The organism is Acinetobacter baumannii (assembly GCF_009759685.1).
Lineage (GTDB): Bacteria > Pseudomonadota > Gammaproteobacteria > Pseudomonadales > Moraxellaceae > Acinetobacter > Acinetobacter baumannii.
The window spans coordinates 2,188,147-2,202,717 of sequence record NZ_CP046654.1 but is presented as its reverse complement, the minus strand read 5'-3'; the positions used below and the strand labels follow the sequence as shown (position 1 = coordinate 2,202,717).

Here is a 14,571-nt window from a genome sequence, read left to right as displayed (position 1 = left end):
AACTTTTTTGCTAACTTATCAATAGAAATTTGATAAACAAAAAACATAAAAATAAAGTTGAGATCTGAATTTATTAATGTCAAATTATTGAAAATAAGTATAAAAACTTATTTCAAATTTTTGAGCGATAAGGCAGTATACAAACAATAAAAATAATGAAGCTTGTTTCTATTGTATACAGAAAATCTCGTTATTTTTACGCAGAAAATATGTGATTGGTATATATTATTGATCTTGACATTTTTGTTTACTATTTTACGTGTTTATTATCGTGCTATACACATCGTTGAAAAATTATATTCATAAAAATCAACACTATGTGTATTTATATTCGTTATGATCTAGGATTAGGTTTGAATGAAAAGTTTTAAAGTTGCCCTTGCTCAGTTTTCTCCGCATATTGGCAATATTGACTCAAACACCCAAAAGATGATTGAGCAAGCAAATCAGGCGAAAAAACAAGACGCTGACCTGATTATTTTTCCTGAGCTTTCTGTGATTGGTTATCCAGCTGAAGACTTATTGTTACGTCCAAATTTAAATAAGCGGATGCAAAAGGCTTTTGCTCAACTTAGTGAAGTTAAAGATATTGTGATGGTTTTCGGCTTCGTAAACCAGACAGAAGATGGCCAACGTTATAATTCAGCTGCTGTCATGAAAGACGGTCAGGTTTTAGGTGTCTTCAATAAACATAACTTGCCAAACTATGGCGTTTTTGATGAAAAACGTTATTTCCAAAAAGGCCATCAGCACTTGGTGTTTGAGTACTTAGGCCATAAGTTTGGTGTACTCATTTGTGAAGATATCTGGTCAATCAATACAGTAAAACAATTAAGCCAATTAAATGTTGATACTGTACTTGTGCTTAATTCATCGCCATATGAAGTGGGTAAACCACAGCATCGTAAACAGACATTAAGTGAGCTTGCAAAGCAGCTTCATTTAAATATTGTTTATGTTAACCAAGTTGGTGGACAAGATGATTTAATTTTTGATGGTACAAGTTTTGTCAGCAATCAAAATGGTGAAATTGCTTTACAAGCACCTAGCTTTAAAGAAGATCTCTATATTGCTGAATTTGACCGCGATACAAAATTATATAAAGTTGTCGAGTCTGCTCCTGCACTAGAAACTTTTGCAGAGATCTATCAAGGTCTAGTCATGGCAACACGTGACTATGTAGAACGCTCAGGTTTTCCTGGAGTAATCTTAGGTCTTTCTGGTGGTATTGACTCTGCCCTTACGCTTGCTATCGCAGTTGATGCAATCGGTGCAGAGAGAGTTCAAGCTGTGATGATGCCATATACTTACACATCTCAAATTAGTGTAGAAGATGCAGCGGAACAAGCTCGCCGTATGGGCGTGACTTTCGGTATTGCCGAAATTCATTCAATCGTAAATAGCTTCATGCAAACTTTGTATCCGTTCTTTGGTAATTCACCAGCCGATGCGACTGAAGAAAATTTACAAGCGCGCGCTCGTGGCACATTACTTATGGGCTTATCTAACAAGTTTGGTAATTTAGTCCTTTCTACAGGTAATAAATCTGAACTTTCAGTTGGCTATTGCACACTTTACGGTGACATGGTGGGTGGCTTTGCTGTTCTCAAAGATGTTTATAAAACAATCGTGTTTGAATTAGCAAAATACCGTAATAGCTTAAGTGAAACTCCGGTTATTCCTGAGCGTGTAATTACTCGCCCACCTTCAGCAGAACTACGTCCAGATCAAAAAGACCAAGACTCTTTACCAGCGTATGATGTATTGGATGCTATCCTTTATGCATACATTGAGGAAGATTTAGGTCAGGCAGACATTATTGCCAAAGGTTTTGATAAAGAAGTTGTTGAAAAAGTCATCCGTTTAGTTGATCGTAATGAATATAAACGTCGTCAAGGTGCGATTGGCCCGAGAATTACTTCTCGTGCATTTAGTCGCGAACGACGTTATCCGATTGTCAACGGTTGGACAGCGAATGACTGAGCAGAAAAACTCATCAAAAACTACAGCACTTGCTCAAGCACTTTTGCTTGAGCAGGTGGAATTTTTCAAAAAACAATTATCTATAGAAAACTCACCTATTTATTTCCGGCAATTTATTCAGCTTTTTATGCAACATGCCGATGAAATTAAACTTTATGAAGTTGTGGATTTAGAACAATTACAAGCCGTTGTGAAACGCTATGCTTTTGAAATGCAGCTTGGTGCAGGCTTGCTTGAGTTTATTGGGGAAATTGCACAGCGTATTTATTTATCTGCCATGAAATCTCCAGTTCAGCTACAAGACTTGGTGTCCGATCATCAGTTCGAAATGTGGCTTTCCAAGTTTTTGGAAATGGAGCATATTCCACATTATCTCAATCAATTTTTAAGAACTAGCCCATCTGTCCAACAGCTTTGCCAATATATTGCTACTTCAACCTTAGAACAAAAATTACCTAAATTTCTAACGGCCTCTAGAGTGGATGACTACCATTTTGAATGGCAACATAAACTCAAAAAATTCTCTTTTTTACAGCAACAACGTCTTGAGCATAAGCTTGAAACGTGGATTGCCAGCTTTATTCATGAACAACTGACAGAATTAAGCCTTTTATCGGCTGAAGATTTAGAAAGCTTAGTACGTCATATCTGGGAAGATATTAGACATAAAAAAATCTATGAGTTTATGAAACAGCTCACTCCTCTCGATGTTGAGGAGTTCTTTGTTTTAATTTATGAATACTGGAAAGAATTAAGACAGTCACAATTTATGCAAGGTCTTATTTTGTATGGTGTCGAAGTTTTTTATGATTTTTATAAAGACCAGAGTTTATTTGAAGTATTAAGTGCAATTGGTTTATCCGAAACTGACTTACAAACTGAAGCTTTACGTTTTTATCCAAAAGTTATGGATGCCTTTAATGAGCACGGTATTTTGGAACCGTTACTTCAAGCGCTCTTAGCTCCTTTTTATCAAAGCTCAAAAACACTCAATATAATTGAAAAACATTTTAGTGAGTAAAAAATAGATAAAAAGAAACCACGCAGGAGCGTGGTTTTTAAAATGGTGGCTATGACGAGACTTGAACTTGTGACCCCCGCATTATGAGTGCGGTGCTCTAACCAACTGAGCTACATAGCCGTAAACTGTGTGCGCATTATCTATAGTTCTGTATAGCAGGTCAATACTTCAAAACTCTTTATGCCCACCAAATGAACAAATATGATTCAGATCACCATTATTTGTTCATTTTTTAGCAAATTCTTACTTTAAGCAATTGATCGGCCACAGAAATATATTAAAGATCTAATACCAATTTTTTACCTTTTGCTCGTGATACACAAATCATCATACTCTTTTGTGAAGCTTTTTCGGCATCACTTAAGTATTGATCGAAATGCTCTGCTTCACCTTCTAAGATAGCGGTTTCACATGTTCCACAAACCCCTTCTCGGCATAGACATTCCACATCAATATTTAATGTCTCGATGGCTTGTAAAATAGTCTGGTTACTTTGTACTTCAATTTCCTGATTAGATTTGGCAAGTACCACCGTAAATGCTTCACCATCTTCAGGAACTGTTGAAGCAAATTGTTCCCAATGAATGTATTCATCGCGGTAACGGTGCTTGTTACAACAATCAATCACAGCATCAATCATGGGTTTTGGGCCACATACATACACATGCGTGCCTTTTGGTTGCGATGAAATTAATTCGTCTAAATTAAGCATGCTGCCTTCTGAGTCAACGTAACTAAATACATGCCCTGCATGTTTCTGTGTTAGCTCATCAAGTAAAGCTGCATGTTCAGGTGAACGGTAAGCATAGTGCAGCTCATACTCTGCTCCACGTGCTGCCAGCTCATCCATTTGAGGTAAGAATGGTGTAATACCAATACCACCAGCTATCAAGATATGTTTATTGCCTGTTTCAGCTAGCGGGAATAAATTTTTTGGTTCTGAAATCTGGATTTCACAGCCTTCATTGCACTGATCATGCATGAAAACTGATCCACCCTTACCTTCCACATCCTTACGAACGCAGACTTGGTAAGTTGATAAATCTTGCGTACAGCTCATCAATGAGTAGGCATTGGAAAGTTGTTCATTCATTTTGACAATAATATGGCTTCCCCCACTAAATCGAGGAAAGTTCTGCCCATCTTGACGTTTGAACGTAAACCGTTTGATTAAAGGGGTTAGCTGTTCCACACGAGTAACAACCGCTGGGAACATTTCATAATGACTCGCCATATTAGAATCCTTCTTTTACCGCATATTTTTGTTGTTAGGGCTTATCCTTAAAGCCCTAAACACATGTATTTAATAGTCATGAATTCTTCAAGACCATATTTTGAGCCTTCACGCCCAACACCTGATTGTTTCACACCGCCAAATGGTACAACTTCATTTGAAATTGCAGTGGCATTCATACCGACCATTCCATATTCAAGCTGTTCTGACACTCGCCATAAACGTGAAATATTTTCGCTATAAACATACGCTGCCAAACCGAAGATAGTGTCATTTGCTTGAGCAACCACATCTGCTTCATCTGTAAAGCGAATGAGCGGCGCAACTGGACCAAAAATTTCTTCTTGGACAATTTCCATTGTACGGTCAACGTTAGTTAAAACTGATGGTTCATAAAAGGTTTGTCCTAAAGCATGCTGCTTACCACCACAGGCAATCTTAGCGCCTTTGCTCACTGCATCATCAATTAACTGCTGTGCTTTCAAAACTGCTTTTTCATTAATTAATGGGCCAATTTGTACGCCATCTTCAAGTCCATTACCGACTTTAAACTTTTGTACTTCTTGTACAAACTTCTCGGCAAAAGCTTGATAAATATTGTCATGTACATAAATGCGGTTAGCACAAACACAGGTCTGGCCTGCATTACGAAACTTGGCAAAAATCGCGCCTTGTACAGCTTTATCTAAATCGGCATCATCAAACACAATCAGAGGAGCATTTCCGCCCAACTCAAGCGCCAATTTTTTAATGGTGCTTGAACACTGCTGCATCAATAAACGGCCCACTGGCGTTGAACCAGTAAAAGTTAACTTCTTCACTTTTTCATGTGAAGTAAATACCGAGCCAATTTCTTGAGATTTACCAGTAACAACATTAATCACACCAGCTGGTATACCTGCCTTTTCTGCAAGCTTTGCAATCGCTAATGCACAGTAAGGTGTTTCATTGGCTGGCTTAATCACGACCGTACAACCCGCTGCTAGAGCTGGCGCTGCTTTACGGGTAATCATGGCAATTGGGAAATTCCACGGCGTAATCGCTGCCACCACACCCACAGGTTCTTTACTGATAATAAAGCGCTGCTGGTTATTTACGGTTGGAATCACATCACCATAAATACGCTTGCCTTCTTCGGCAAACCATTGAATAAATGATGCAGCATAGCGAACCTCGCCTTTTGCTTCTGCTAAAGGCTTGCCTTGCTCAATGGTCATGATTAAAGCAAGTTCATCGGTATGATCGAGAACCAGTTTATGCCAAGCCAATAAGATATCAGCACGGTTTTGTGCCGTTAAAGCTTTCCAACTTTGTAAAGCCGTATAGGCAGCTTCAACTGCTTGGGTTGCCTCTGCCGCTCCCATATTAGGAATTGTGCCAATTTCTTCGCCTGTAGCTGGGTTACTCACCGGAACCGTGGCATTTGACTGTGCAGCTAGCCATTGCCCATTAATATAGGCTTGTTGCTGAAATAGTTCAGTACTTTGTAAACTCGACATATCGTCTTCCTAACTAAAGAATCAGGTGTAAGTCATCTTTACACCTGAATAAATCCCTTTGTTTTTATTGATGGTACTGCGCCACTAAATGTTGGAAGTAAGCAATACCATGCTCACTGATACCAGAACGTTGCTTGTCAGTCATGATACGGCCTTGACCACGATAACCACGTGATTTCAAACCACGTTGTACGCTTTCTACCAAGTTCAAATCTTCCGGACGGAATACATTGCGATACCACTCAATCAAATCTTTTTGATCTTGAGTCAGTTCTTCGTTAGTGAAGTAAATATCGTAATGCTGCAAAGTTGTTTCTGCATCAACAGGGAATTCATAAATAACTGTCATGAAGTTGCTGCCTGGTGGTACGTTGAACATGGTGCAAGGCCAAGTCCAGAAACCATGAAACTCAGGATCTGTTACTGATGGATCAAGTTTGAATGACTTCTCAGATGAACGTGCAAAGCCATATTGCAGTGTCCAGTTTTGATGTGTTGTATGCCAGTATTTATCGACTTGTACAGAGTCAGCAAAGCCTGGATGTGCAGGTCCACAGTGGTAGCATTCCATATAGTTATCAACAATCACTTTCCAGTTTGCTGGTGTTTCTGTCACAAAGCGTGCTGCCAATTTTAAATCTTTAATCACACCACATGCTTGATTTAAACGTTCAGCAAAACCCGGGAGCTGGTCTTCTACGCAAGTCGCATTTTCATCCATATTAATAAATAAGAAACCTGCATATTCTTCGACTTTTAAAGGCACCATGCTTGAGTTTTCTTTATCGAAAGATTCAACGTGGTCACAGTTACGTGCCAATGCCAAGCTTCCATCTAACTTAAATGTCCATGCATGATATGGGCAAGTAATTACGTTTTTTGCTTTACCACTGCCACTTAAAAGTTCATGGCCTCGGTGCGGACATACATTATAAAAAGCTCGTAAAACGCTATCTTTACCACGAATGATGACAATATTTTCACCAATCACTTTACGGGTAATATAGTCATTTGGCTGAGCCAACTCACTACTATGTGCAACGCAAATCCAGCTTTTAGCAAAGATTGCCTCTTTCTCGTGCTCAAAAACTTGAGATGAAGTATAGAAAACTTTAGGGAAAGTCCATGCAACATCTGGGTTTGCGCAAAAATCTTCAGGTAATTTTTCAACTGCACTCATGTTTTTACTCCATTAAATTCTTTTCGTCCAAATGACTCGATATTAAATTGATGTCTTTTCGGCACTGCTCAACATGCGACGTATTGCACTTAGCATGTTTTGATATAAATGTTGAACTTCCGGACAGTCACGCATCAAACGTAAACTGCCATGTAATAAACCTTTGCCTAAATGGAACTCGTTAGGGATACCTGCTTGTTCCAATTTTTGGGTAAGGAAATAACCGTCATCACTTAAAGGGTCATATTCAGCAACGGCTACAAAACTTGTAGGCATATCTGAAAAGTCCGTCGCCAATAAAGGGGCTAGACGTAAATCCTGCCAATCTTGTGAGTCCGGAGCATATTCCTTTAAATAAAAATGCATATCTTCTGTCGTTAACAACGGCGCATGGGCGTGCTTTTGTGCGGATGCAGTATCAAATGCTGTCGTTAAACATGGATAAACCAATGCCAGCCCTTGAGCTTGTAAACCACTATGTTGTAGTTCCACTGCAAGGGCTGCTGCTAAATTACCGCCCGCGCTATCGCCTGCTAGAACGATATTTTCACTATCGATTTGCCAAGCTGAACCATGTTGTTTAAGCCAGTGATAGACTGCTAAACAATCTTCAAAGGCTGCTGGAAAGCGATGCTCTGGTGCCAAGCGGTAATCCACACTAATAACAACCGCATTTAAGTCCTTACACAAATAACTGGTAATAAACTCATGTGAATCGAGTCCACCTACCATCCAACCACCACCATGTAGATACAACACACATGGCCAACCAGACTCAGGTCGATTTGTTTTTGGTAAATACACACGAACAGGCACAGGATGCTCTTCATTTGCAATCACTCGATCTTCTACATCTAACTTGTCATCACGTGGCAAAGTGTAGTGTCGGCACATGGCATCATATGCCGCACGGACTGAGTCAATATCTGCATCTGCTGGTGAATAAATGCTGCTCCAATACAAAAGGCTTTGCATTTCTTCACTTAAGGCATAAGTAGCCTGTTCATATGTCGTCATTACCGTTCCCTCTAGCTGGTTTTTCTATCCAGTTTGATTGAGCTTGCAAGCTCAAGCTGCATCCGTTTTGCATGTTCATCTTGAGTCTGGTTTAAACCAATTTCCTGATCATCATAACCTTGTTGCTCAATCAAATGTGATGGGACTTTGGCATAATCCTGTATGAGCCATTTCACTAAGCCATAAGTCTGAATCAGAATAATCACGATGAATGGTAAAGCCGTCACAATAGTTGCCGTTTTCATGGTGTCTAATGGTGCTTTACTAAAGATCATGGCAATTGGAACCAAAGTCAGCATGACACACCAGAACAAACGTGCATTTGGCGATGGATCTTGCCCTTCACTTAAACCGCGTGTACATGTTGCCGAAACCGCATACCCTACTGCATCCATGTGTGCTGCCAAGAACACCACCATAATGCCGAGGAAAATCCACATCATGAGTTTTCCGGCAGGTAACAGGCTAAGCAATTGACCAATCGCAACCTCACCACCTTGTTGGCTCAAGATTTGTGGCACATTTACAGCTCCATGAATAAAGCTATAAACACTATAGTTTTCAAACACACCAAAGATGAACCAAAGCCCGACACTGCCACCAATGACCATGGCAAAGATCACTTCTTTAATAGTACGGCCTTTAGAAACACGCGTTACAAAGAGTGCCACACCTGGTGCATATGAAATCCACCATAACCAGTAGAAAACAGTCCATTCACGGGTAAACTTGCCGTCACCCATTGGATCGGTAAACAAGCTCATATCGACAAAGTTAGTTGCCATTAACCCGAAACTCATTAATGAATTATTCAAAATGAATTGAGTCGGACCAAAGCAAAGTACATAAATTGCAAATAACACTACACCCAAGCACACCATATGGCTTAAACGCTGCATGCCCTTGTCCATACCTACATATGAACTGAGTGCGAACAGGACTGAAACTGCCAAAATAATGATGACCTTGGTCATAAAGGTATTTGGAATACCTGTGAGCTGAGACAAAATATTGGTAAATGTCACGGCAGTGAGTACCAATGAAATCGTCAATGCACCGAACATGCAAAGCAAGAACATTAAGTCGACTAAACGACCAACCACGCCGGTTGATTTAAAGCCTGTCACAGCCTCAATCACTGAAGCTAAACTTAAACCCTTGTTTTTTCTCACATGATAGCTGTAGCACAAAGAAATTGATGCCAAAGCATAAATTGCCCATGCACTTAAACCTGAGTGAAAAAATGAATAAGCCACGCTATATTTCAATGCTTCTGCTGACTCAGGCGGTAAGCTCAAACCCGGAGTTTGATAATAGTAGGCCCAGTCCAAAAAGCCCCAGTACAATGTAGAAGACCCAATACCCGACAAGATGAACATAAAAATCCATGACATTGTGCTGTATTGAGGTTTTCCTTCTCCAAGCTTAATTTTTCCGTATTTACTAAAGGCAAGACCAAAAGTAAAAATAATGGCTAAAAAAGCAAACAGTAATACTGGGGTTGTAAATACCGATGTCGTCCACTGCATCCATGTTGCAGCAATCTTTATCGATTCTTGCGAATAAATCGCCAAACCAGCAACTGAAATAAATACAAACAGTAAGCTGGTTACGGCAAGAAATTTATCCGTATAAATTTTTGTGTTTTGATTATCCATATCCATACATCCATTTTTGGATGGCGTTATTCCATAGCGAATACGTCCATTTTAGTTTGGGCTACACATGATGCAATTGCATCTCCTACCTCATAAGTCTTTGCCTGACCGCCGATATCGGCTGTTTTTGGGCCATTAATTAATACATTCTCAATCGCCTGCATAATATCTTGACCCGCTTGGATACAGCGCTCGTCTTCTTCTCCAAAGAATTCGAACATCATGGCACCCGACCAAATCGCAGCGATTGGGTTGGCAATTTGTTTACCGTAAATATCTGGTGCTGAACCATGGACAGGTTCAAACAGTGATGGAAATTTTCTTTCTGGGTTTAAATTTGCCGATGCCGCTAAACCAATGGTTCCCGTACATGCAGGACCTAAATCGGAAAGAATATCGCCAAATAAATTCGATGCCACAACCACATCAAAACGTTCAGGTTGTAAAACAAAACGAGCCGCTAAAATATCAACATGCTGTTTATCAGCTTGAATTTGTGGATACTGTTTTGCCATCGCATCAACGCGCTCATCCCAGTACGGCATGCTCACTGCAATACCATTTGACTTGGTCGCTGCGGTAATTTTTTTCGCATCTCGCTGATTTGCAAACTCAAATGCATAACGCAAAATTCGGTCTACGCCATGACGTGTAAATACGGCTTCTTGTAAAACAAACTCGCGGTCTGTTCCTTCAAAAGCTTTACCGCCAATCGCTGAGTATTCACCTTCACTATTTTCACGAACCACGTAGAAGTCGATATCGCCCGGTTTTTTACCTACCAATGGACATTTCACACCCGGCATTAAGCGCACTGGACGTAAATTCACATATTGGTCAAAACCACGACGGAACTGGAGCAGCGAACCCCAAAGCGAAATATGGTCAGGTACTTTATCTGGCCAGCCTACAGCGCCAAAATAAATTGCATCGTAGCCCTGCAAAGTTTCAAACCAGTCATCTGGCATCATTTTGCCGTGCTCAAGGTAGTAATCACAGCTTGCCCAATCGAAAGCATCTAACTGAAGATCAATGCCGTACTTCTCTGCTGCTGCCTTTACAACCTTAATACCTTCTGGTAGAACTTCTAAACCAATGCCATCGCCTGCAATCGTGGCAACTTTATATCTTTTTGCCATAAGCTTCCTTCACACCTTCGACTAATATCCTTGTATGGCTTAAACATGATGTTTTAAGCAAAAATGATCAACAACAGAACTATCACTCCAATGGACACGGATCGTGAATAATCTACCTAACCTATCGGATTTAAAGGTTTTTTGCACAGTCGCCAAACTAAAAAGTTTTGTCGAATCTGCTGAGGAACTCGGGACATCGCCAGCTTTTATTAGCAAGCGAATTAATATTCTAGAAAACACGTTGAGCTGCAAACTTTTTCATCGCAGTACACGTCACGTTAGCCTGACAGAAGATGGCAAACTCATTCTTGAGAGAGTTTCAAATATTCTTGAAGAATTTGATGAAGTTTGTGAACTGGTCAATAACCCGCTCAGTACGCCTACGGGTCGTATGGATATTATTAGTAGCTTTGGTTTTGGCAGAAAACATGTCGCACCAATTTTGTCTAAATTAATGATGCTGTATCCAAAACTACAGATTCATTTTGATACCATCGACAATACCAAAGACCTGATTCAACACAGTATTGATTTAGACATTAGAATTGGTAATGAAATTGCACCCAATATGATTGCGAAGAAGCTGGCTTCTAATTTTCGTATTTTGTGCGCGTCACCCAGTTATTTACTTAAACACGGTGTACCTGACAGTATTGAAGATTTGCAAACACATGACTGTTTAACAATTAGTGAACGCGACCAATCCTCGGTTTTATGGAAATTTAGGCATGCTTCCGAAGATGTCTCAGTGCATATCAAACCCCGCTTTGTTTCAAATAACGGCGAAATTATTCATCAACTTGCCATAGAAGGTCACGGTATTATTTTCCGTTCGATTTGGGATGTTGCAGATGAATTGATTACCGGCCAACTTCAGCATATTTTGCCTGAGTACTGGCAAGATGCAGATGTCTGGGCAGTTTATCCATCACGACTCAAAAGCTCCTCCAAACTGCAAACCTGTATTTTGTTTATTCAAAATGAATTGCTCAATCGTTTACAGCATGTGCAAAACCTAAGCCGTGGTCAACTCATTTCACCAGCGGTCAAACGAGAACCACCGCCTGAAAAAGTCTTTCTATAAAAAAAGCCCTAAGTGGGCCTGTTCACTTAGGGCAATAGTTTACTTTTAACTTTTAGAAATAATATCCAATTGAAAGATAAAACAGTTTATCCCAATCATTACTGCTACCTTGTGCAAGGCCATTCGCCCCACCACCTACCATTGGATCATTTTTACTCATAATATATTCACCCTGAATACCAATGGCTTTGTAATTAAAATAAACGCCTGCAATTAAACGCTCAGAGTCTTTATATCCATCCTCATCTTTGAAAAAGCGGCTATGAGAGATATAGGGCTTAATATTTTCAATTTTGTGGAATGGCTGAGCAAAGGTATAGTTAATTTCATTGACCAGATATTTGCCTTTGTTAGCAACTTGATACGGATAATCAAATGCTCCAATGGTTGAGCTATTTGGCAATAAATTATCGCCATTAGTGACATCTTGCTTACCTGCTAAGAACATCCATTGCCATGCTTGATATTGCGTTTGAGCAAATACATTCCATGATTTGCGGTGTCCATCTTCGTCTGTTCTTTTATTTTCTAAATCTGAATACCAAACTGAACCACCTAACTCGGTCGAAAATTTTTGAGCTTTATCAAGCTCAAATTTTCTAGAGGCCCGTGCAATCCACATATTTTTTTCTTCAATATTGGTTCCTGTAGTTAAATCATCAGCTTCAACGAAATTACCACTATATCGGCTTGAGTCTTTTGATGTCCCCTTATAATTTCCTCCATCAGTTGGATAGAATCCTAAGGTTAAATTGTATTTGTCATCTGCAAATTTATATTTAATCCCCAGATTATCAATATCTTCTAAACCAACGGTATTTAAAAGCGTTTCGTAATAACTACTTCCCCAAAATTCACCAAAGCCAAAATCAACAGGCTGCAAACCTGCCGTGACTCTTTGTTGGTCAGATAACTTATACCCTACCCAAGCTTTTTTTAGAAAAATCGCATCACACAAGCGATCATATTGATAACAGCGAGCATCTGCTCCTGCAATCCAGTTTGGATTTTCATAACCCAACACTAATTTAATATCAGTAAGTCGCCAGTCATCATTTTGGGAACCTTCATTGGCCCCGACCACATAATCTTTATGTAAATAGCGAGAACGTATTGCACCAGATACTTTAAATTGACCTGAATCTAAAGTTGGATCACCCCAACTCAAATCAGCTGCAGAGACTTGTGCTCCAGCAGTTAAACTTAGAATTCCTAAAAATAATAATGACCTTTTCATGTCTTCAACATCCTTGTTAAGTGTTATAAGAACATGAAGAAATTGGCTTAGACAAACAATGCCAGAAGTATGAAGTCGGTCTTTACAAACTGTGTTTAATCAAAAAAACAAGCATAAAAAAAGACCACGCAGGAGCGTGGTCTGTAAAATGGTGGCTATGACGAGACTTGAACTTGTGACCCCCGCATTATGAGTGCGGTGCTCTAACCAACTGAGCTACATAGCCGTAAACTGTGCGCGCATTATCTTAGCTTCTTAACCGCGCGTCAAGAAAAATTTTCAATAAAATGAGGTGAAGTGAGCCTATAAGCCGGGTTCTGTCGAGGATGGTCATTCCTCTAGGCGTACAATCACTCATACGCTCAAGCGACCTACCCGAATCCAGTACGGGCCGCACCTAGGATTCCTATTTGGTCTTGCTTCTGGTGGGGTTTGCCATGCCGTGAACTGTTACCAGACACGCGGTGCGCTCTTACCGCACCCTTTCACCCTTACCTCACGAATGAGGCGGTCTACTCTCTGCTGCACTTTCCGTCGGCTTTCACCGCCCAGGCGTTACCTGGCACCCTGCCCTATGAAGCCCGGACTTTCCTCTCCTGCTTCAGTCACGGAGACCTCCACAGCAGCGACCATCCGGCTCACTTCGAGGGCGCATATTAACAAATTTATTGACTAATTGCTTGTGCTTTTTTGAGCAATTAATCTTTTATATTTGTCGAGTAACTGTTCTTCCGTTTCCTCATGCTGCGGATCTTTTGGAATACAGTCTACTGGACAAAATAATTGGCACTGTGGCTGGTCATGGTGACCAACGCACTCTGTACATAAATCCGGATTGATTTCATAAATCACTTCGCCCATAAAGATCGCTTCATTAGGGCAAACTGGTTCACAAACATCGCAGTTTATGCATTCATCAGTGATATATAACGACACGTTACCAACCTTGTTGATGTTTACGTTCAAAAGCTTCAACCACAGCTTGCGGAACAAACTTGGTTACATCTCCTTTTAAACGAGCAATTTCTCGAATTAATGTCGAAGAAATAAAAGAATACTGTTCAGAAGGTGTTAAAAACACCGCCTCGAAATGTGGATCAAGCTGACGGTTCATATTGGCCAGTTGAAATTCATATTCAAAGTCAGAAACTGCTCTTAAACCACGAAGTACTGCTGTGGCCTTTTGTTCTTTAAAAAAGTTAACCAACAAACCATCAAAACCTACAAACTCAACATTTGATAGATGGCCTAATGATGATTGCGCTAGTGCAACTCTTTCTTCTAAGCTGAACAAAGGGTTTTTATGATGTCCAATTGCAATCGCTACTACAACTTCATCAAACATTCTTGATGCTCTAGTAACTAAATCAACGTGCCCATTCGTGATAGGGTCAAATGTTCCAGGATAAATTACACGCGTTTTAGACATCCGCTAGTACTCTAATTGTATTGTGCGCCTATTTTAGCAAAAGTTATACATGAGACGAAATATTGATATGTGGGAAAAAACTTCACCTTG

Annotated in this window: 12 protein-coding genes, 2 tRNA genes and 1 other RNA gene; 3 read left to right on the top strand and 12 right to left on the bottom strand. The window is 40.0% G+C overall.

What is annotated here, in order from left to right; genetic code table 11:
• Window positions 1–357: 357 nt before the first annotated feature.
• Window positions 358–1,983 carry an NAD+ synthase gene (locus GO593_RS10480; RefSeq protein ID WP_000834616.1) on the top strand — a complete coding sequence of 542 codons (1,626 nt, stop codon included), beginning with the start codon at window positions 358–360 and terminating at the stop codon, window positions 1,981–1,983.
• Window positions 1,976–3,004: a hypothetical protein gene (locus tag GO593_RS10475; protein WP_000139299.1), complete on the top strand. Its 1,029-nt coding sequence runs from the start codon at window positions 1,976–1,978 to the stop codon at window positions 3,002–3,004. The genes GO593_RS10480 and GO593_RS10475 overlap by 8 nt, the downstream gene beginning before the upstream one ends.
• Window positions 3,005–3,047: 43 nt before the next feature.
• Here the strand turns inward: GO593_RS10475 and GO593_RS10470 are convergent.
• The 7 genes from GO593_RS10470 to GO593_RS10440 form a co-directional block, all read right to left on the bottom strand.
• Window positions 3,048–3,124 (bottom strand) — tRNA-Met (locus GO593_RS10470).
• A gap of 157 nt (window positions 3,125–3,281) precedes the next feature.
• On the bottom strand, window positions 3,282–4,238 hold the full coding sequence (cntB, locus tag GO593_RS10465; RefSeq protein ID WP_000146428.1) for a carnitine monooxygenase, reductase subunit CntB: 957 nt from the start codon (window positions 4,236–4,238) through the stop codon (window positions 3,282–3,284).
• Between the two features lie 47 nt (window positions 4,239–4,285).
• Window positions 4,286–5,737, bottom strand: a complete 1,452-nt coding sequence (locus GO593_RS10460) for an NAD-dependent succinate-semialdehyde dehydrogenase (RefSeq protein ID WP_000096957.1) — start codon at window positions 5,735–5,737, stop codon at window positions 4,286–4,288.
• 64 nt (window positions 5,738–5,801) lie between these two features.
• Window positions 5,802–6,917 (bottom strand): carnitine monooxygenase subunit alpha, encoded by a 1,116-nt coding sequence (gene cntA, locus GO593_RS10455; protein WP_001277086.1) that lies wholly within the window; start codon window positions 6,915–6,917, stop codon window positions 5,802–5,804.
• 42 nt (window positions 6,918–6,959) lie between these two features.
• Window positions 6,960–7,934 (bottom strand): alpha/beta hydrolase, encoded by a 975-nt coding sequence (locus GO593_RS10450; protein ID WP_000214715.1) that lies wholly within the window; start codon window positions 7,932–7,934, stop codon window positions 6,960–6,962.
• An 11-nt stretch (window positions 7,935–7,945) separates the two neighbouring features.
• Complete coding sequence (locus GO593_RS10445) at window positions 7,946–9,598, bottom strand: BCCT family carnitine transporter (RefSeq protein ID WP_001984224.1); 1,653 nt, start codon at window positions 9,596–9,598, stop codon at window positions 7,946–7,948.
• 20 nt (window positions 9,599–9,618) lie between these two features.
• On the bottom strand, window positions 9,619–10,731 hold the full coding sequence (locus tag GO593_RS10440) for a tartrate dehydrogenase (RefSeq protein WP_001129656.1): 1,113 nt from the start codon (window positions 10,729–10,731) through the stop codon (window positions 9,619–9,621).
• A gap of 103 nt (window positions 10,732–10,834) precedes the next feature.
• Here GO593_RS10440 and GO593_RS10435 point away from each other — a divergent pair, with 103 nt between their 5' ends.
• On the top strand, window positions 10,835–11,815 hold the full coding sequence (locus tag GO593_RS10435; RefSeq protein ID WP_001061609.1) for a LysR family transcriptional regulator: 981 nt from the start codon (window positions 10,835–10,837) through the stop codon (window positions 11,813–11,815).
• Between the two features lie 52 nt (window positions 11,816–11,867).
• Here GO593_RS10435 and GO593_RS10430 read toward each other — a convergent pair whose 3' ends face one another.
• From GO593_RS10430 to coaD, 5 genes are all read right to left on the bottom strand, one after another.
• The gene (locus GO593_RS10430; protein ID WP_000830706.1) at window positions 11,868–13,052 is read right to left on the bottom strand and encodes a porin; all 1,185 of its coding nucleotides are present in this window, start codon (window positions 13,050–13,052) and stop codon (window positions 11,868–11,870) included.
• A 149-nt stretch (window positions 13,053–13,201) separates the two neighbouring features.
• Window positions 13,202–13,278 (bottom strand) — tRNA-Met (locus GO593_RS10425).
• 64 nt (window positions 13,279–13,342) lie between these two features.
• Window positions 13,343–13,697: RNase P RNA component class A (gene rnpB / locus GO593_RS10420), an RNA gene on the bottom strand.
• Between the two features lie 27 nt (window positions 13,698–13,724).
• A complete protein-coding gene (locus GO593_RS10415) occupies window positions 13,725–13,988 on the bottom strand; it encodes a YfhL family 4Fe-4S dicluster ferredoxin (RefSeq protein WP_001979799.1) in 264 nt (87 codons plus the stop codon).
• A 1-nt stretch (window position 13,989) separates the two neighbouring features.
• Window positions 13,990–14,481 (bottom strand): pantetheine-phosphate adenylyltransferase, encoded by a 492-nt coding sequence (coaD, locus tag GO593_RS10410; protein ID WP_000047853.1) that lies wholly within the window; start codon window positions 14,479–14,481, stop codon window positions 13,990–13,992.
• Window positions 14,482–14,571 lie beyond the last annotated feature (90 nt).